We start from the raw sequence: 20415 nt of genomic DNA on the forward strand, positions 1-20415 counted from the left end.
ATTTTTCTTGGGAAGCTTGGGGGAGGCGATCGCACTTATTTACCTCGATCACTCTTTTCTAAATATCTAGTTCTAACTGCTTCCCTTTAACTTCCATTTGTTTTTCGGCTGATTTCACAACTTCCAAACTCAAGCGAACATCTAGCCGTTTTTTCTGTTCTAAAATCTCCTTAATAGTAACAATTTGTATTTTGTCGGAACTTTGACTCATATATCGGCTTTGATATATTCCTGCTGACTTAGCAGTTTTAATCATGTCCTTAGTTGGCTCTTTTAAACTGATAAAAATACCCAGGGCTGCTTGTTCCAGCGTAATTGTCCCTTGCAAATCGCGAATGTCTCCTGATTGAACCTTCCCTGACTTGACTTGCACGATAATCTTTTCTGGTTCATCTTTGTCACCTTTAAAGTAAGCAATGCCATCTATTCCCTTGTCGGCACCTTTCTTGGCGTTAATAATTGCCCTATTATTAGTATAGGTAAGCACGGCCCATTTTTCAAATTCTTTGCGAGTGCGATCGTCTTTTTTGTTGGCCAGGGCAACTGCTGCTTCCAGATCTTTAGGAATGCCATTTAACTTAAGTTGCTCAAGTACACCTTTCCCAAAAGAATCCTCAAGGCGTTTGAGAATTAAACTAATACTTTGATAAGTAATGTCAATTCCTATCCATTGACGGTTGAGGCGTTGAGATACAGCGACAGTAGTACCACAACCGCAGTAAGCATCTAAAACTACATCGCCTTCATTGCTACTGACTTTGATAATTCGTTCTAATAATTCTTCTGGTTTTTGTGTAGGATAGCCAAGACGTTCTGGATCGTTAGCATTTAAGATATTCATCAGCCACCAATCTTCAGGGATTTTGCCCAAAGGATGAGGCTTATATACTTTATTAGTTCCTTTATGCTTGCCCCACATTGCATCATCTTTTCTACCAATTCCTTCAGCTTGATATGGTATTCTAATTGCATTTTTATTGAACTCATATTCATTAGTTTTTGAATATCTTAATATGACATCATGCCTTCTCCCAAAGTCTTTTTTAGGAGAACCGCCGCCTCGATAACACCAAATTATCTCGTTCCTGAAATCACCACCCTGGGAACAAAAAATGGTATCTAAAATTAATTTTAAATAATGGCTTGCTGTAGGATCGCAATGCAGATAAAAGCTACCAGTAGGTTTTAAGACTCTATGAATTTCGACTACTCGTAAGGTAATATGGATTAAATATGCCAATAAACTGCCTTTGCTTAAGACCTTGGTTAAACCAGCGATTAAATCAATACTTTGTGATGTAAATTTTCCTTGGTAATTTTCCAAGATTTCAGCTAAACCCTGATTTGCATAATCGTCCCAAGTCCAAGTGTCAATAAAAGCTTGTGCTTGGGCTTGGTCTTCCTTGCCAATGTTATTATAGATTTGGTTGTAGTTGCGTTTTGAGTTAAAAGGCGGGTCAATATAGCACAAATCGATTGAGTCATCCTTGATGTGTCTGCGTAAGACATCAAGATTGTCACCGTAAAATAGTTGATTTTCCATTTTCATTTTCGTTATTTCCTTTAAACGGCAGGCGTAACTGCTGCTTATGTCTGTATTTGACGAGTGATTTTGAATTATACTATATAATGGTATCCAATAAACAAGCTCCCGGATTAATTACTTCCCCGACTCAAGAGGGAATTAATCCTTCAATCTAAAATCTAAAATCTAAAATCTAAAATCGAATGACCGCACAAACACCCGTAGAATTCCAAGACAGTTTCGACATCATCGTAGTTGGTGGCGGACACTCCGGCTGCGAAGCCGCCCTCGCCACTTCTCGCCTCGGCTGTCGCACCCTTCTCCTCACCCTCAACCTCGACAAAATTGCGTGGCAACCTTGCAATCCCGCTGTCGGCGGCCCGGCTAAAACCCAACTTACTAACGAAGTTGATGCGTTAGGCGGGGAAATTGGCAAAATGGCCGATCGCACTTATCTACAAAAGCGCATCCTCAACTCTTCACGAGGCCCCGCAGTGTGGGCCCTGCGAGCACAGACAGACAAGCGGGAATACGCCGCTGTAATGAATAATATTGTCGAAAATCAAGAGAATTTGACCATCCGCGAAGCGATGGTAACAGACTTAGTTTTGGGCAAAAACGAAGAAGTAATCGGAGTTGAAACATACTTCGGCGTCGCTTTTGAATGCAAAGCAGTAATTCTGACTACAGGTACTTTTTTAGGTGGCACGATTTGGGTGGGCAATAAGTCGATGCCCGCCGGACGTGCGGGAGAGTTTGCCGCCGTTGGCTTGACGGAAACTCTCAATCGTTTGGGCTTTGAAACAGGCAGATTGAAGACAGGAACTCCGGCAAGAGTTGACAAACGTACTCTCGATTACACTAACCTGGAACCGCAGCCGGGAGATGCAGAGGTTCGCTGGTTTAGTTTCGATCCAGAAGTTTGGATCGAACGGGAACAGATGCCTTGTTATTTAACTCGAACTACGCCGGAAACTCACCAGTTAATTAGAGACAATTTGCACCTTTCTCCAGTCTACGGCGGCTGGGTTGATGCGAAGGGGCCGCGCTATTGTCCGAGTATTGAAGATAAGATTGTGCGGTTTGCGGATAAGGAAAGTCACCAGATTTTTATTGAACCGGAAGGTAGAGATATTCCTGAACTTTATATCCAAGGATTTTCTACTGGTTTACCGGAAAATTTGCAGTTGCAAATGCTGCGGACTCTTCCGGGTTTGGAAAAGTGCGAGATGATGCGCCCTGCTTATGCGGTGGAGTATGATTATTTGCCGGCAACTCAGTGCTTTCCAACGCTGATGACTAAGAAGATCGAAGGGCTGTTTTGCGCGGGTCAAGTGAACGGTACAACTGGATATGAGGAGGCTGCTGCACAGGGGCTCGTGGCGGGGATTAATGCGGCCAGGTTTGCGAAAAATCAGGAGATGATTGTGTTTCCTCGCGAGCAAAGTTATATCGGGACTCTGATAGATGATTTGTGTACGAAGGATTTGCGGGAACCTTACCGAATGTTGACTTCGCGATCGGAATATCGGCTATTATTGCGATCGGACAATGCTGACCAACGCTTGACGCCGCTGGGACGGGAAATTGGTTTGATTGACGATCGCCGCTGGGAGTTATTTGAGCGGAAAAAAGCTAATATTGTGGCAGAGAAGGAACGCTTGTACTCGACGCGGGTGAAAGAACACGAGGAGATTGGCAAGGCAATTTTGGCTGATACTCAACAAGCGATTAAAGGTTCGATTACTCTGGCTGATTTGTTGCGTCGTCCGGGTTTTCATTATGTCGATTTGGAACGGTACAATTTAGGCAATTCTAGTCTGAAGTTGGCTGAGAAAGATGGTGCGGAAATTGATATCAAATATTCGGGCTATCTGCAAAAACAGCAAAATCAAATTGATGAAATTGTCAGACATGAACGCCGACAATTGCCTGCAGATTTGGATTACATGGCAATTACAACTCTCTCGAAAGAATCGCGGGAAAAGTTGGCTAAGGTGAAACCGCTGACGATTGGCCAAGCGGCCAGAATTGGTGGGGTAAATCCCGCTGATGTTAATGCTTTGTTGATTTTTCTGGAAGTGCGAAACCGTCAGCAGCCAGCGGGTGTTGGTAAATAAGCTAAACTATAGCCTTTCTCAGAAAGATGAGGTACTCATGGGCATAGGGCATAAGGCATAGGGCATAGCGCATAGGGCATAGCGCATACCTCACTTTTTTGAGAAGCGCTATAGAGGTGTCTCAAGGTTCCCTTCAATTTTATGAAATCGCAGTATGAAAAAGTGTGACTATTGTGCAACCACTATTTTGTTCGGCGGCTTTCCTATGGATGGATATAGATTCTGGGCCTTGCTGATTCACGGTATTAATCAACTTTTCACTTGATGTTACAAAACTCACCATACTGGGCTTATAAAAATTCCGAAATCTTGAATTTATACCTGTATTCAGCAACACCAAAAATAAGGAAAACTGGCAGAATGTCAACTCTAATTGATGAAATTCTGCCAGTATATTGTAGATATTTATCAATCCTCGAACCCAGTCTGAATTTCGCAAATATTCCGCATAAGAATCAGCGTTCATCGGTGGTTCAAACCTCCCCGAAAGCCCCACCCGTGTTGCCACCCTCAAAGCCTTAAAAGAACAGCGAGATGCCTTGCTATACGCTTATATACGCGCTCATATTATGTCCGGTCGATTACCCCTAATACGGTAGGGGCGGGTTCACGAAAAATATTTGCCAATAATTGACAATCTCAAAAACCCGCCCTTTTAATCGCTTTTAATCGCGGTAACTCGATCGGACATGATATCACTGCTGGTACTGGGGAATAGGCGGAATGTGGTATTGGGCGATCGCACAATCGGCTAAATAGTCATTCCCCAAGTTCGATAAGGAGAGTGGGAGAGTCGGAGAGAGGGAGAATTAGGAAAATATTCCTTTATTCTCCTGACTACTGACTACTGACTACTGACTACTGACTAATGTGCCCAGAGAATCACGCCAGCTTCATAAGGACTGCTGAGATTATCGTGCTTCGGCAAAACGCGCAACGACAAGCCTTGCAAACCGCTAGAAGTATAAGTAATGTCAGCCGTATAAAGGCTAGCATTGTGAGAATCTTCTCCCAAATACTCCATCACTACGGGTACGCCGCCGATGATATTTCCGTTAGCATCAACCGAACCTTGATAAAGTTCGACTTGCACGTCCGCAGGGGTCAATCCCATCAGATTAATCCGAGATTTAACAGCGATCGACTGATTGACCTTAACTTCCTTATCCTGGGAAATATCAACAGCCTCAATCTTAATATCGTGCCACTTCGCGAGAACGTGCTTCTTCCAGTGAGACAACTCCTTGGCGGGAGCGCAATTATCCGAAGTCATGGTGTGGTAGCGATCGCTCACGGGGAAATATGCCCGCCGCGCGTAATCCTTCACCATCCGAGCAGTATTGAAGAAAGGACAGTTCAAGCGAATTGAATCCTTCATTTTCTCCGTCCAACCGCGGGGAATGCCATCAGCATCCCGGTTATAAAACAGCGGTACAACTTCCTTCTCCATCAAGTCGTACAAAGCATTAGCCTCTACCTCATCCTGATACTTAGTATCTTCGTAAAACTCGCCATGTCCGATCGGCCAACCGGTGCGAACATAATCAGCCTCATCCCACCATCCGTCAAGAATGCTCAGATTCGGTAAACCGTTCATCGAAGCTTTCATCCCCGAAGTCCCGGAAGCCTCACGGGGGCGGCGCGGCGTATTCAACCACACATCGCAGCCCGATACCATCATCCGAGCGACGTTAATGTCGTAGTTCGGTAAAAACACCATCGAACTCATCGTGTCGTGTTCGCGGATGAAGTGAACGATATCCCGAATCAATTCCTTACCTGGAATATCCATCGGGTGAGCCTTCCCAGCAATCACAAACTGCACCGGGCGGTTTTTGTCCCGCATGATCCGCATAATTCGATCGACATCGCGCAAAAACAGCGTCGCCCGCTTGTAAGTAGCAAAGCGGCGGGCAAACCCGATCGTCAGCACCTTCGGATCGAGAGCCTCCCGCGCGTGTTCGATTTCCGTTTGGGCCGCACCGCGCTCGCGCAAAGTCTTTTGCAGCCACTCCCGCGCGAACACCACCAACTCCGATCGACAGCGTTCGTGATTCCGCCACAGTTCCTCATCAGGAATCGACGACATCCGATCCCAGAGTCGATCGTCCTTGCGAGTCATTTCCCAATCCGGGCCGAGGTATCGATCGTACAACTCCTGAGTAGACTTCGCCACACAACTGCGAGCGTGCACCCCGTTGGTAATCGAAGTAATCGGTACTTCTTCCTGTGGCAAACCCGGCCACAAACCCTGAAACATCGGGCGCGACACCACGCCGTGCAAAGCCGCCACCCCGTTGACAAAACTCGACATTTTAATTGCCAAAATTGCCATATTCAGAGGTGCGGACAAATCGCCAGTATTCTCCCTGCCCAATCCTAAAAACTGATCTTGCGACAAGCCAAACATCTTGGGATACTGACCTAGATAGTGCATCACCATATCCGGCTCGAACAAGTCAAACCCAGCAGGCACCGGCGTGTGAGTCGTAAACATACTGCTCGAAACCACCACCTGTTCCGCTTCTACGAAACTCAGGTGATATTCCTCCATCAGCATCCGAATGCGTTCCAAAGCCATGAAAGCTGCGTGGCCTTCATTCATGTGATAAGCCGTAACTGTCAGCCCCAATGCTTTGAGCATTTTCACGCCGCCGATGCCCAGCATGATTTCTTGGTGCATCCGCAGAGTTTTATCACCGCCATACAGTTGGTCGGTAATATCTTGGTCATAGCGGCTGTTAGGTTCAATATTTGTATCCATCAGGTACAAAGGAACCGTTCCCACTTGTACTCGCCAAATCCGGGCATACACCTTGCGGCCGGGATAGTCCACCTCAATCCGCAATTCCGAACCGTCGGGATTGCGTTCTGGGTGCAGCGGCATATTGTAGAAATCGTTGAGCGGATAGCGTTCTTGCTGCCAGCCGTCGGCGTTGAGATACTGCGAAAAATAACCTTCTTGGTAGAGTAGGCCGACACCGACTAAGGGCAAGCCCAAATCACTAGCTGATTTGAGGTGGTCGCCTGCGAGCACGCCCAAACCGCCTGAATAGATGGGTAGGGCTTTAACTAAGCCGAATTCCATCGAAAAGTAAGCGTAGCATTCTTGTTGCTCGGTGCCGCGCTGTTTGCGATACCAGGCGCGGTTTTTGAGATAATCGTCTAACTGCTGGGCTGCTCGGTTCATTTGGGCAATGAAGCCTTCGTCTTCTGCCATTTCTTGCAGTCGCTCTTGAGATATGGTTCCGAGCATCAGCACCGGGTTTTGGTTGCTGGAGTCCCAGAGGTCTCGATCGAGGCGGCGGAAGAGGTCTTTGGTATCGACGTTCCAGTCCCAGTGCAAGTTGTAGGCAAGCTTGCGTAGGGGTTCGAGAATTGTCGGTAGCGAGGGGGAAACGTTAAATGTGCGAATTGGCTGCATAGACAAAGCATTTATGTTGGGGTAGCGATATTTTCCTCTGTCTTTAGGTACAAGTCCGTTATTCTGCACACTATTTTAAGTTTTAAGCTGCGGGGGGCGATCGGCTGTTACCTTAACTGCGGTGGGCCGAGCAAATGCCGATCGCCCGCAAAACAGCTTTTCGCACTTCTGGATGAGATTTCTCAATACCGTTAGACCGAAAAATCCAGTGTCCGCCGCCCGCGTGTTCCAGCAAAATTCTCTTTCCATCGGGCAAAACTATTTGCCACAAGTTTAAAACGGAGGTTTTAACTAGCTTGCACTGAATTTCGCGCAAGTTGGTTTCCATGAGCTTGAGCTGATGCAGTACCTGATTTTGTGCCGCTGATTTCATTGGATTTTCACTCCTGATTTAAGGCTTGTGAGAGAAAGGGGCTTGGTTCTGCAAGTCCAAACCCCAGCAGGTTAAGGGGTGTGCAGGTGTTTCATGTCAAAACACTTGCACTAATGGGAGACACTATTGTTAAGGCGGTTTTAGCAAGCTAAACACCCAATGTCAGGCCCGCCCTGCCGCCTTTTGTTGTGCCTATTTAGAAGCATACTTCTTAATGGCTCGGCTGTCAAGAAGTATGCTTCTAACTTGTGCGATCGTATGTCTAGAAAGAAGCAAACTCAAGATCCAGAAAAGATGCCAGCACTGCAAATACTGAGGGAGGCTGCTGGGCTAACTCAATCTGCGCTAGCAAGGCAAATCCCCGACAAAACCAGAAAAAAGACTTTAAGCCAAAAAGCTATCAGTAACTGGGAAACGGGCAAAGATGAGCCAGAGCTAACAGTTCCTCAGATAAAGGCACTGTGCAGAGCGCTAGGCATTTCAATCGATCAGTTGCCCGACGACTTGGGCCCGCCGAAGCGTTTTAGCAGTGATGATGTTGAGGATGGCCTCGCGCCGGAAAACCAGTCGGATGCCTAGAAAGAAACAAGCTCAAGACCCGAAAGACATACCAGCACTGCACATTTTGCGGGAAGCTGCTGGTTTACCCCAAGCTGCTTTAGCAAAGCAAATCCCCGATAAAACAGGAGCAAAAACTTTAACTCGACAGGCTATTAGCAATTGGGAGCGAGGGCTTGATGTGCCTGAGCTGACAATTCCTCAAGTTAAAGCGCTGTGTCACGCTTTGGGCAAGAATCTTAACGAATTGCCCGACAACTTAGGCCCGCCGAAGCGCTCTAGCAGTGATGATGTTGGGGGTGCAGCGCAGGAAAATAAGTCGGGAGACTAAGATTCGCGGTCAAGAACTATAACTTTCGGGGGCGCACGAAGCACCTGATCCCTGTTGGTGGGTGAGGCGCGCCGATTAACTATTGTCACCAATAGATAAATCTTGAACCGCGCCTCACCCACCCTACAATTGACTGATGACTAATAACTAATGACTAATGACTAATAACTAATGACTAATGACTAATGACTAATTAAGCAATTTTTACTTTTTGCAACTGAGAATTTACCAATAGCTTCCTAGCATCATTGGCTGATAGTGCAGGGCTGAAATAGTGACCCTGAATTTCTTGACAGTGGAGCGATCGCAAACACTCCAACTGCTCTTTAGTTTCTACTCCTTCGGCTACCACGCTCAAGTTCAAATCTCGCCCCAAGGTCGCTACAGCCTTGGCGATCGCCAGTTCGCACGGATCAGTCGTCAATCCGCTGACAAACGACCTGTCTATTTTTAAGATATTCAAGGGAAACTTTTTGAGATAATTTAGAGAACAATAACCCGTGCCGAAATCGTCCAGCGCAATTTGCACGCCCATATTCTGCAACTCCCTGAGAACTTTTGTGGTATAATCCACATCTTGCATGGCTGTAGTCTCGGTAATTTCTAACTCTAAATACTTGGGTGCTAAACCGCTTTTTTCCAAGCATTTCGCTACCATTTCTAATAAATTAAATTGCTGGAACTGCCGAGCCGAAACGTTGACTGCTACCCGCAAATCAGGCTGCAAAGTATCCTGCCAAGCTTTATTTTGAGTGCAGGCTGTTTGCAGCACCCATTCCCCAATAGGTACAATGAGTCCGTTCTCTTCGGCGATCGGAATAAATGTCGCGGGAGTAACTAAACCTAATTGTGGATGTTGCCAGCGTAGCAGGGCTTCCATACCCTGAATTTCCCAAGTAGTAATATTGACTTTTGGCTGGTAGAAAACCTCAAATTCTCCCTGTTCTAAAGCCTCGTGCAGTCTGTGCTCTATAGTTAGTAAATGGCTGCCGTGGGGATTAATTGTGGAAGTATATAACTGATAGTTATTTCTTCCCATTTCTTTAGCGTAGTACAAGGCAGCATCGGCATTTTTGACTAAAGTTTCGGCATCTTCACCATCATCGGGATAAAGGGCAATGCCGATGCTGCTGCTAACATGAAACGGTTGTCCTTCTAGTTTAAATGGTGGCTTTAAATTGTTGAGTATTCTTTGAGCTGTTTTAACTGCATCTTCTAAGCAATTGATGTCGGGAAGCAGTATGGTAAATTCGTCGCCTCCCCAGCGGGCAACCGTGTCAGTCGATCGCAAAGTGTCGCTGATGCGTCCGGCAAAACCTTCTAACAGGCGATCGCCCGCAGCGTGACCTAGTGTATCATTAATCTTTTTGAACCTGTCCAAGTCTAAAAACATCACAGCTAGCATCTTTTGGGTTTTTTTAGCTTGTTTTAAGGACGCCAGCAGCCTCTCGTTAAAAAGTATCCGGTTCGGTAAACCGGTGAGTTGGTCATAAACAGCTTGATACCGAATAATTTCTTCAGCTTGCTTGCGCTGAGTGATATCCATGATCGTGCCGATCGCCCTTACTGCTTTGCCAGTTTCATTGCGGATGATATAGCCGCGATCGAGCACAAAAACATATCCCCCGTCTGCGCGGTGAAAGCTGTATTCCTCCGACCAACATTGAGCGTCTGAGCTCATTGTTTCGTAGAAGCTTGACATCACTCTTTCCCGTTCTTCGGGATGAATATTTAGCCACCAAGATTCTAATTCTATCGTCTGAGTTTCGTTGAGTTTGTATCCAAAAACTTTTTCAAACTCTGCGCTCAACCAATACTCATTTTTTAACAAATCAAAATCCCATACGGCATCATTTGTCGCCCGCGTCAGCAGGTGAAAGCGTTCTTCGCTTTTGCGTAGTTTTTCTTCGGATTGCACCCGTTCCGTTACATCCCGAAAGCTGAATACTCGACCAGTAATTTTGCCTCCCGTGCGCTGGGGCAACGAGTAGCGCTCGAAGATTCTGCCATCTGTCAACTCGATGAGATCGTAACTTTCTGCGGCAGGGCGATCGGACAATTCTTTAGCACGATTGAGAAATATTTCCGGGTATTTTAACTGGTTGATTCCAAACCCCAAAATTTGGTTGTTATCTCTCGAATCAACCAGCAAATCCGGCAACTGCCACATTTCGGCAAATTTACGGTTAAAGCTGACAACTTTTCCTCCACTGTCAACCGCCAGAATACCGTCAGCAGTAGATTCAATGGTTGCTTGAAGCAACGAAAGAGATGTTTCTAGTTCTAACTCTGCTAATTTGCGATCGCTGATGTCAAACGCTGTGATTAATATTGAGGCTTTTTTTTCAAATTTTATAATATCTACCGTTGCTTCAATCCAGCGCATTTTTCCAGTTTTCGTGAGTATTATTAATTCATATTTTGAGCCTGCCGTTGAGCGCGCATGGCTGGATTTACCCCATTTTTTAACTATTTCTCGAAAATCTGGATGAATTAAATCGTATAAATCCAACGCTAGCAATTCTTCACGAGTATATCCTGTCAGAGCTTCTGTCTGAGCATTGACATAGCGCAACTGTCTGCGGTGATAGATAAATGCTGCAGCATTAACAGTTTCTACCAGTTGCCGAAACTTTTTTTCACTGCGCCGCAAATTTCTGTCAGCCCGCTTGCTCTCGGTAATATCTTGTGCTATATATAACTTGCCGCTGACTTTGCCTTGAGCGTCGCGAATAATTGAAATAGAAAGCAGTACAATTATTTTTTTTCCATGTTTGGAAAGGTAGACTTTTTCCACGTTGTGGACAGAACCTTCGGCTGTTAAACTTGCTAACTCTAACTCCTGTGCAGGTGATTCACTTTTCTTAAAAAGTCCGGCTATTGGTTTGCCTAACAACTCTTTTTTAGAGTATCCCAAAAGTTGACTGGTAGCTTGGTTTAACGACAGGATATGACCGCCCGGAGTGGTCGCAATTATCGAGACGTTCATTTCCTCGCAAATATCGAGAGCATATTCGGCAGTTTGCTGCAAATCTTGGGTCATTTGGGCAATAGTATGCCAGATATCCTGTTCTTTTTTTGGATACAACACTTTTTCTCTTTTTGGTAGCTTGTCATTCTCTGTTTCAGACTTCGGCTTGATTAACCCCATCGTCTTGGATAAGCTATTTACTGTCTTCCCCCTGATCGATAATGAGATTACTAAACAAATACAAACCAGAGAATAACCGATTATTGTTAACCTAATAGTAGGTTCTTTTCTAGGAGTTTCCTGAGATTGTATATAATTGTAAGTAGGTATTTTTACTGGTGCAATTTGGGATAATTTATCCAAAAATAATGTGGCGCTTGCAGAAGTAAGGGGGCGAGATGCCGATCGCAAATAGCTATGTTTCTGATAGCCAATCAAAATCCCTTCTACAGGGCGATTGCCGTTCCCATCTCCTAGGCTTGTCGGTAATATTTTTGGATTAATGCCACATTCCACACCAAAAATAGCAACCGCGAAATATCCCAACATTAATTGAAAAATTATTTTCATTTGCTCTATTTCCTACTCCCAAATATTTTTTTGAGGAACCATAAATCTAAAAAACTTTAGCAGAACTTTCTCGGCCATAGGAAAACCCAGCCACCCTTAATTTATGTGGATTTGTAAATTAAATTTTACCAAGCTAATAATTGAGCTTTATAACTAATTATAATTTTAATCTTAATTTAATTTAAAATGTGTCATCAGCCACGGTGCCACAAATTATCCGCCATTCTGCCTAGACACCGGGTGGGAGCGCGCTAAAATTAGATAATTCCCGCAAGGAGGCGATCGGGATTTGTTAGAAAAATAAACAATTAGCTTAAAATCGATGCAGAGGTCCACTAATTGAACCCATGAGTCAGACCATCCCAGAACTCCAAAAAGAAGTCCGCGCGCTAGAAGCAGAAGTTGCCGCCCTGCAAGAGTCGCGGGAAAAACTTGGCGTACAGCGCTCTGAGTGCCGAGTGGCAGTCAGTTTTCCCAAAAATAATACTCCTGAAGCCATTGCTGAGTTCCACCAGCAAACTGCTGCTTTTGGGGAGCAGTGGTTGCAGCAAATCCAGGAAATTGACCGAGAGACTAAAATTACTGAAAAGCAACTGCAACAAAAACAGGCTTTACTGTCCTACAAACAAGCTGAAATAGATAAATTGGCGGCAGGACAGCACTGGCAAGAACTAGAAAACAAAGTTCAAACCGGGGAAAAGCGCTTGCAAACACAAGCTCGCAGAATCAATCAAGCAGCAGCGCAGCTAGAGGCCGAAATCCAAGCTTTAAAAGCACTGTACGACCAACTCAATCCCAGTTATTCCGAGTGGTTTCAACAACCAACTGAAATAGTAAAATTTTCAGCCACAACTATTCCTTACGCTGTTCCCAGCAGCCGCGGGTTGATATTGGAAAATAAGGAGATTGAGTGGGACAAAAAGTAGTTTTATTTTGTTAATTTTGAATGTAAATTAGTGATTAGAATGTCGCCGTCGAATGCTCCAATAAGCAAGACAGATTCGACGGCAACATCCCAAGGCTTTTACCTGCTTTTTCAGATAAAAAGTACAAAACTGCCTCTGGCGCAGCTAATTTTAAGATTTTTGAGTTTCATTTTTTGAAACAGGTTTATTTTTAACTCTGGTGTTAATCTAAAATCTAAAATATAACAGTTATGGACGCATGAACCGGGTTTTACGAAAAGACTTTGTGGCAGCCATCGCTTCCGCTAAAAAACCCGGTAGATGGGAGTGAGGAGTGCGTAAGCCCTGTCTAAAATTTCCAATAGACTTACTAATGAAACAATTGATTTGGATAGCGCTATTTATTGTGGTTGCGGTGACGGCGGCGGGTTGGGGTTCTCACTCGTGGCAGCGGTTGTCGGCTGTACCAGAAGTTGGAATCGATCGCAATATCCACACTTCCCAAAACCCGTCTCCCTTACCGCTTCCTGCTGAAAAAAATGCAGTTTATCTGCCCCAAATTGACCAGTCTCGGTTGTGGAAACACGTCGAGACTTTAGCAGGAGAACGCGATGGAGAACGAGCTCGCTCTTTTACTAGAGACTATATTTCCCAACAACTGCAAACATTAGGATTTTCCGCAGAGTTGCAGCAGTTCGATCGCGGAATTAACGTCTTCGCTGAGAGAAAAGGTACTGACTCAAACGCCGGTGCAATTTTAGTGGCAGCACACTACGATACTGTACCAAACTCCCCAGGCGCTGACGACAATGCGACGGGAGTTGCAGTAGTTTTAGAAGTAGCAAGATTGCTGGGTTCTCGCCCCACACCTCGGACATTGCAAGTAGCATTTTTCGACAGGGAAGAAATTGGACTTTTAGGCAGTTTAGCATTCACCGGTAGCGACGCGCGGTTAAAAAATTTGCAAGGAGCGATCGTCCTGGATATGCTAGGTTATGCCTGCCGCACGCCCGGATGCCAGCAATATCCCGAAGGATTGACAGCGCAACCTTTTCTAGAAGCATCGGGGGTAAATTCTCCCGACAAAGGCGAGTTTATCGCTGTGATTGGGGATGCGGAACATCCGCTGCTATTGAAAAGTTTTGCGGAGTCTGGAAAAGCCGATTTGCCGCCGGTGGTGGCGCTGCCGGTTCCCCTGAAAGGGTTGCTGACTCCCGATGTTTTGCGGAGCGACCACGCGCCTTTCTGGTATAAAGGAATTGGTGCTGTGTTGGTGACGGATACTGCAAATTTGCGATCGCCCCACTATCACCAATCTAGCGATACATTAGCAACTATCGATCGACCTTTTTTCGCCGGTTCTGCTCAAATTGTTGTCAATGCCGTGGCTAAATTATTGGAATTAGGTAATTAGTAATTGGGAATTGAGCATGGGGAATTGGGAATTGGGGATGGGACATCGGGCATCGGGCATTGGGCATGATGACAGTTGTTGATACTGCCAACTGCCAACTGCCAACTAATAACTAATGACTAATGACTAACAAAGAAAGCCTGCAACGGCATTTACTGCAACTCCACAATCGAGGCTACAAAGCCTACAAAGAAATTCAAGGTAACTACGACTTTTCTGAATTCACATTAATTATTGATTACGTGCAGGGAGATCCGTTTGCTTCTCCCAGTAAATTTAGAGTCATAGTTCCGCCAAACATTGCTCGAATTCCCCGCGAAGTTTTCAATTCTCGCAGTCGAGAAATAGCCTTGCGAGATTACCTAACTCGCCAGTTTGACCGAGCAGCACACAGCATCAGCAGCAAACGCGGCACTGGGAAAAGCGGTATGATTGCAGTGACTGGCTTCGGACAAGAAGTTTTAGAGCGAACTTCCGCATTTATCATTTCCTCAGCTCGATCAGATATCGGAGATTTAGGAGGAGTTGAACTGCGATTTGCCGTCGGACTTCCAGCGGGCGGACGCAGTATTTTAGGGCGACAAGCTGCTGAAATGCTGTGCGAAGATATTCCGCAAATTGTCAGCAATTCTCTAAAGTATGCTAATTTAAATGCTGCTGAATGTCGCCGTCACGTTGACACTGTAGAAGATGCTGACTGGCTGCGGCAGCAGTTAGCTGAAAAAGGATTAGTGGCGTTTGTTGCTGACGGTTCTATTTTGCCCCGCCGCAGCGGTGTTGACAACAGTCTTTTGTTAAATAATGCTGTGGCTTTTCAGTCGCCGCCGTCGTTAAAAGTTGAGTTTAATTGTCCGAATCGCGGTTTGATTTCCGGTATGGGTATTCCCGCTGGCATTACTTTGATTGTTGGGGGCGGCTATCACGGTAAATCAACTTTACTCAGGGCGATCGAGTTGGGAGTTTACAACCGAATTCCGGGAGATGGTCGGGAATTTGTGGTGACTAATCCGGCGGCGGTGAAAATTAGAGCGGAAGATGGCAGAAGTGTGGCGGGAGTTGATATTTCGCCTTTTATTAACCACTTGCCGCAAGGTAGAGATACTGCACAATTTTATACTGAAAATGCGAGCGGTAGCACGTCGCAAGCTGCTAATATTATTGAGGCTTTGGAATTAGTCGCTTCTTCAGAAGGGGATTTAGTGCCTGTTTTATTAGTTGATGAGGATACGGCGGCGACGAATTTTATGATTCGCGATCGCAGAATGCAGGAACTCATCGCTAAGGATAAGGAACCGATTACGCCGTTTATTGATAAAGTTAAACAGTTGTATGCAGATTATGGCGTATCGACTATTTTAGTCATGGGGGGCAGCGGCGATTATTTTGATGTGGCGGATACTGTGATTGCAATGGAAAATTTTCAAGCAGATAATGTGACGGAAAAAGCTAAAAAAATTGCTAAAAATTACTCTACTAGCCGCGCTGCTGAAGGGGGAGAAAATTTTGGTAAGATGACTCAAAGAGTGCCGATTCCTGCTAGTTTAGATCCGAGTCGGGGACGGCGAGATGTGCGGGTGAAGGTGCGGGATGTTGATGAATTGGCTTTCGGAACTGAGGAGATTGATTTGGGTGCTGTTGAGCAAATTGTGGACAGCGGACAGTTAAGGGCGATCGCTGCGGCAATGGTTTATGCTAAGCAGCAATACATGGACGGGAAACGCACTTTGTCGGAAATCATAGATTTGGTGATGGCAGATATTGAAGCGCAGGGGATGGATATTTTATCGCCTTTTCCTGAAGGGGATTTTGCCATGTTTCGACGGTTTGAATTGGCGGCGGCAATTAATCGGCTTCGTAGTTTGTCCGTTGTTGCTAAGTAGACTTGCTTAATATAAGTGTATTGTTGTCCTACTTTTGATATGCTGGCGAAAGTGAGTGCAAAAACCGCGATTGAAGTATGACAGGCAATATAGGACAACTGACTGCTTTAAGCGATCGACCATATATAGTATTAAGCAATCAAGGCGAGGTTTTACAGTTAGAGTTAAAACAGCAGCAGCACGTATTGGGGCGCGATCGCACTCGTGCTGATTTAGTCATTCCCGAACCCTGGCGGGCAGTTTCGGGCGTTCACGCTGTTTTGCGCCAAATGGGGGATAATTACTGGATTTACGACGGTGACGGGCAGCGGCCTAGCACTAATGGCTTATTTGTCGATCGCACTCGCATCACTCCCAATGACGGTTATTGTCTGAAAAACGGCACAGAAATTAAAATCGGTCTCGATCCTCAAAATCAAGTTTTGCTGACTTATTTTAATCCGATGGCGAATCAGGTTGCTGTCCCTAGCAAGCAGTCAATTCCTCTTAAGAATCGGTCGGTTTTGTTGGGTCGCGATCCAAACGCTTCGCTGCAATTAGATGCGCCGCTTGTTTCTAGACGCCACGCGACAATTGACCAAGACAGTCGCGGCAATTATATTTTGCGAGACCACAGCGTTAACGGGGTTTTTGTTAACGGTCAGCGAGTGACAAATTCTGTACAGTTGTCCGAGGGAGATGCAATTCGGATCGGCCCGTTTACTCTAACTTACCGCAGCGGTGAGTTGCAGATGCAAGACTCCGGCCATCAAATTCGTTTGGATGCTGACAGTCTGGTGATTCCGAAGCGTTTGGATAACATCACTTTGGCGATCGAACCGGGGCAGTTTGTGGCTTTAGTCGGCGGTAGCGGTGCTGGCAAATCTACTTTGATGCGGACGCTTTTAGGCATCGAAAAAACTACTAACGGCGCTGTGTTTCTCAACGGTGACAACCTGCGCCAAAACTTCAATATTTACCGCAATCAAATCGGTTACGTGCCTCAAGATGATATTGTGCACGCAGATTTGACAGTAGAAGAAGTCTTGAGTTATGCAGCTAAATTGCGCTTACCTCCCGATACAGATGTCAAGCAGGTAGTCGCAAAAACTTTAGAAGATATTGAAATGACTCACCGTCGCAAGGCTTTGGTAAAACAGCTTAGCGGCGGACAGCGGAAGCGGGTCAGTATTGGAGTTGAACTGTTAGCAGACCCGAAACTTTTCTTTTTAGACGAACCGACTTCAGGACTCGATCCGGGTTTGGATAAGAAGATGATGCAACTGCTGCGAAAGTTAACAAATCAAGGCCGGACGGTGATTCTGGTGACTCACGCGACGGCAAATATCACAATGTGCGATCGTATTGTTTTTATGGGTCGCGGCGGACGCCTTTGTTACTTCGGCCAGCCTAGGGAAGCGCTCGATTTTTTCGATGTCAAAACGGGCGATTTTGCAGACATTTACAACGAATTAGAAACCGGAGAAACCAACGTTCAAAGCTGGGCAGAAAAGTTTAATAAATCTCCATACTATCAGCGCTATATTGTCAACCACTTCAGCACAGGCAAGGCTAATGCAAAAATACCTTCAGCACCTTCTGTACCAAAATCTCAATCTTTTGTAAAACAACTCGTTTTGCTTGCCCAGCGCTATTTTCAACTCGTTTGCCGCGACTTAATTAACTTAAGTTTAGCTCTTTTAACAGCGCCGATCGGCATTAGTTTGCTGCGGCTAGCCGTCAGAGATAAAGACCCCTTAATTGGCGCACCGGAGGCAACTTTAGCACCTTTAGCGCTCAGAGTTTTATTTGTATTTACCTGCGCGGCGATTTGGGTAGGACTGGCAACTTCTCTGCAAGAAATTGTTAAAGAATCTGCTATTTATTTGCGCGAACGTTTGGTCAATTTAGGATTGTTGGCTTATTTAGGTTCAAAATATTTTATACTTTCTGGTTTGGCAGTATTGCAAACACTCTTAATGGTAGGAGTTATTCTGATTGTTTTTAAATCCCCCGAACCGAGTTTAATTTCCTGGGCGATGGGGGCAACTATTACCACATTCCTAACTTTGATGAGCTGCATAAGCCTCGGCTTAGTGGTTTCAGCGATTGTTAAAAATAGCTCTCAAGCTAATAGCGCTTTGCCTCTCTTATTGCTGCCTCAAATTATTTTTTCTGGAGTTTTGTTTAAGATGGAAGGTGCGGCAAGCAAGTTTTCTTGGCTGATGTTAAGCCGCTGGTCTGTGGGTGCTTACGGCTCTTTAGTTAATGTGAATGCGATGGTTCCCGCACCTACTACATTACCGGACGGGAGTACGCTTCCTCAGCCGTTTGAGCCTACTCCTGTTTACGATCCAACCTGGGAAAATTTGGGTTTAAACTGGGGTATTTTGTGCGTGCATATTTTGGTTTATTTGATGTTGACTCTGTGGTTGCAGAAGCGGAAGGATATTTTATAATTAAAATTACGCCTTTTTAACTCACAGTTCATTATCAAATTAGATCATGGGAGAGATAAATGTTAGTTAAAACCAACGCAGTAGTAGAAATTGCTGCATCGCCTCAAGTAGTTTTTGATTTTGTTACGTCCCTGTCAAATCTGCCCAAAGTCTTTCGCGGATATGGCCCAATTCCAGCAATTATTAAAGCTGAGATGGCAGATGGTGGAGAGATGCGTGAAGGCGGCGTGCGGCGGATAGAAAATTCCGACACTTCGGTGATTGAGGAAGAAATCATTACTTTCAAAAAGCCAGAAAGACAAAGCTACCGACTGGTTAGAGGGTTTAAGTTTCCGATTTCTCTACTCATTGAGTCTGGTGGCGGAGATTGGAATTTCACTGCTACAGCAAAGGGAACTCGGATTGATTGGGAGTTTTATTTTATGCTGACTTCTCCGGTATTCTATCCGCTTGGGTTGTTGCTAGTTCAGGTTTTTATGCAAAAAGCTATGCAGCAGTGTTTAGATAATATTCAAGAATATTTGGCTAACCCAAGCGAATTGATTGTATGAATTATTGGCTGATGAAGTCGGAACCAGATGTTTATAGTATTGCGAATTTGAAGCACGATCGCACTTCCATTTGGGATGGCGTTCGCAACTATCAAGCTCGCAATTTTATGCGAGAAATGAGTCGGGGAGATTTAGTATTTTTTTACCATTCTAATACTAAAATACCGGGAATCGTGGGGTTAGTGCGCGTCGTGGAAGCTGGGATTGCTGATCCGAGTCAGTTCGATATGAATAGCGAATATTACGATCCTAAATCGCCGTTTGATGCTCCTCGCTGGCAAACTGTGAGAGTTGAGTTTGTTGAGGAGTTTGCTAAGTTAATATCTTTGGATGAACTGAAACAAAAGTTTAGCGCTGATGAGATTTTGGTGGTGAGGAAAGGCAATCGGTTATCGGTGATGCCGGTATCTGAAAGTGCTGCTGAGAAGATTTTGAATATGAGAGGAGTTGTGACCATTTAACTTGCATATTTGGGGCGGGCTCTTCGGCCCACCCCACAATACTTAAAGACTTTACAAAAAACCTCGGTAAGGGTCTTGAAATTTGGCTTTTTTTAGGCTATTTTATACTAAGTTGCGGTTGTACTTAGTGATATGATTCGCGAAAATTTTAGTCAGGCAAGCAATCAGGATTTGGGCGGGAAGGATGCCCACTCCACAGGCCTATATCAGTTTTTTGTGGGACAGGCTTCTAGTCTGCCGCTTAAACTCAGAGATGCTCAATTAAAAGTTACTTACAGAAATTTACCTCATTGGGAGTTAGAAGGAGCGGTCTATTTCATCACTTTTAATACTTGGGAAAAGCTGGAATTAACTCCGGATGCGAGGAAAGTTGTCCTCAATGCTTGCCAGTTTTTTGATAGGCAAAGGTATAAAATCTTTTGCTTAGTTGTAATGCCTGATCATGTGCATATGCTAATGCAGCCTTTAGCAAAGTCGGATAATAAATTCTGGTCGCTCAGCAGCATTCTGCACAGTATGAAAAGCTACAGTTCTAAACAAATTCCCAAGGTGATGAAGCATATTGGTACTGTCTGGCAGGATGAGAGACATGACCACATTGTCAGAGATGAACGAGAATTTCAGGTTTTTTGGGAATATATTAGGCAAAATCCTGTCAAAGCTGGTCTTTCACTGACTCCAGAGGAATATCCTTTTTTCTGGCAAATGTATGAAGTTTAGCCTCTGCTGAATTTCTTGTGGGGTGGGCATCTTGCCCGCCCAAGCTTCAGTCACAGGCAAGATGCCTGTGCCACAAGGATTTCACAGGCAAGATGCCTGTGCCACAAGGATTTCACAGGCAAGATGCCTGTGCCACAAGGATTTCACAGGCAAGATGCCTGTGCCACAAGGATT

The 20415-nt window shown here is 45.1% G+C and carries 14 protein-coding genes; 10 read left to right on the forward strand and 4 right to left on the reverse strand.

The genetic code is table 11. From position 1 onward, the window contains the following. Positions 1-58 precede the first annotated feature (58 nt). Entirely contained in the window at positions 59-1543 is a 1485-nt protein-coding gene (locus QT990_RS08235; RefSeq protein WP_333465113.1) for a DNA methyltransferase, read from the reverse strand. Between the two features lie 185 nt (positions 1544-1728). On the opposite strand from QT990_RS08235, the gene mnmG reads away from it, so the two are divergent. Then, on the forward strand, positions 1729-3645 hold the full coding sequence (gene mnmG, locus QT990_RS08240; protein WP_333465114.1) for a tRNA uridine-5-carboxymethylaminomethyl(34) synthesis enzyme MnmG: 1917 nt from the start codon (positions 1729-1731) through the stop codon (positions 3643-3645). 865 nt (positions 3646-4510) lie between these two features. On the opposite strand, the gene glgP is transcribed toward mnmG, so the two are convergent. Then, the gene (gene glgP / locus QT990_RS08245; protein WP_333138880.1) at positions 4511-7069 is read right to left on the reverse strand and encodes an alpha-glucan family phosphorylase; all 2559 of its coding nucleotides are present in this window, start codon (positions 7067-7069) and stop codon (positions 4511-4513) included. Between the two features lie 112 nt (positions 7070-7181). Beyond that, on the reverse strand, positions 7182-7442 hold the full coding sequence (locus tag QT990_RS08250) for a hypothetical protein (protein WP_333138790.1): 261 nt from the start codon (positions 7440-7442) through the stop codon (positions 7182-7184). A 258-nt stretch (positions 7443-7700) separates the two neighbouring features. Here QT990_RS08250 and QT990_RS08255 point away from each other — a divergent pair, with 258 nt between their 5' ends. Beyond that, positions 7701-8021 carry a helix-turn-helix transcriptional regulator gene (locus QT990_RS08255; RefSeq protein WP_333138788.1) on the forward strand — a complete coding sequence of 107 codons (321 nt, stop codon included), beginning with the start codon at positions 7701-7703 and terminating at the stop codon, positions 8019-8021. Further along, on the forward strand, positions 8014-8331 hold the full coding sequence (locus QT990_RS08260; protein ID WP_333138786.1) for a helix-turn-helix transcriptional regulator: 318 nt from the start codon (positions 8014-8016) through the stop codon (positions 8329-8331). The genes QT990_RS08255 and QT990_RS08260 overlap by 8 nt, the downstream gene beginning before the upstream one ends. 193 nt (positions 8332-8524) lie before the next feature. On the opposite strand, the gene QT990_RS08265 is transcribed toward QT990_RS08260, so the two are convergent. Continuing rightward, on the reverse strand, positions 8525-11872 hold the full coding sequence (locus QT990_RS08265; RefSeq protein WP_333465115.1) for an EAL domain-containing protein: 3348 nt from the start codon (positions 11870-11872) through the stop codon (positions 8525-8527). A gap of 347 nt (positions 11873-12219) precedes the next feature. Here QT990_RS08265 and QT990_RS08270 point away from each other — a divergent pair, with 347 nt between their 5' ends. The 7 genes from QT990_RS08270 to QT990_RS08300 all read left to right on the forward strand — a co-directional run bounded on the left by QT990_RS08270 (position 12220) and on the right by QT990_RS08300 (position 20241). Beyond that, positions 12220-12798: a hypothetical protein gene (locus QT990_RS08270; RefSeq protein WP_333465116.1), complete on the forward strand. Its 579-nt coding sequence runs from the start codon at positions 12220-12222 to the stop codon at positions 12796-12798. Between the two features lie 352 nt (positions 12799-13150). After that, positions 13151-14191 (forward strand): M20/M25/M40 family metallo-hydrolase, encoded by a 1041-nt coding sequence (locus QT990_RS08275; protein ID WP_333465117.1) that lies wholly within the window; start codon positions 13151-13153, stop codon positions 14189-14191. A gap of 122 nt (positions 14192-14313) precedes the next feature. Beyond that, a complete protein-coding gene (locus QT990_RS08280) occupies positions 14314-16071 on the forward strand; it encodes an ABC-ATPase domain-containing protein (protein ID WP_333465118.1) in 1758 nt (585 codons plus the stop codon). A 77-nt stretch (positions 16072-16148) separates the two neighbouring features. Continuing rightward, positions 16149-18509, forward strand: coding sequence for an FHA domain-containing protein (locus QT990_RS08285; protein ID WP_333465119.1), 2361 nt, complete (start codon positions 16149-16151; stop codon positions 18507-18509). 59 nt (positions 18510-18568) lie between these two features. After that, positions 18569-19060, forward strand: a complete 492-nt coding sequence (locus tag QT990_RS08290) for an SRPBCC family protein (protein WP_333138774.1) — start codon at positions 18569-18571, stop codon at positions 19058-19060. Continuing rightward, entirely contained in the window at positions 19057-19521 is a 465-nt protein-coding gene (locus QT990_RS08295) for an EVE domain-containing protein (RefSeq protein ID WP_333138772.1), read from the forward strand. Before QT990_RS08290 ends, QT990_RS08295 begins: the two co-directional genes overlap by 4 nt. 132 nt (positions 19522-19653) lie before the next feature. Continuing rightward, the gene (locus QT990_RS08300; protein WP_333138770.1) at positions 19654-20241 is read left to right on the forward strand and encodes an REP-associated tyrosine transposase; all 588 of its coding nucleotides are present in this window, start codon (positions 19654-19656) and stop codon (positions 20239-20241) included. Positions 20242-20415 lie beyond the last annotated feature (174 nt).

The sequence above is a fragment of the Microcoleus sp. T3_B1 genome (assembly GCF_036700445.1).
Taxonomy (GTDB): Bacteria; Cyanobacteriota; Cyanobacteriia; order Cyanobacteriales; family Microcoleaceae; genus Microcoleus.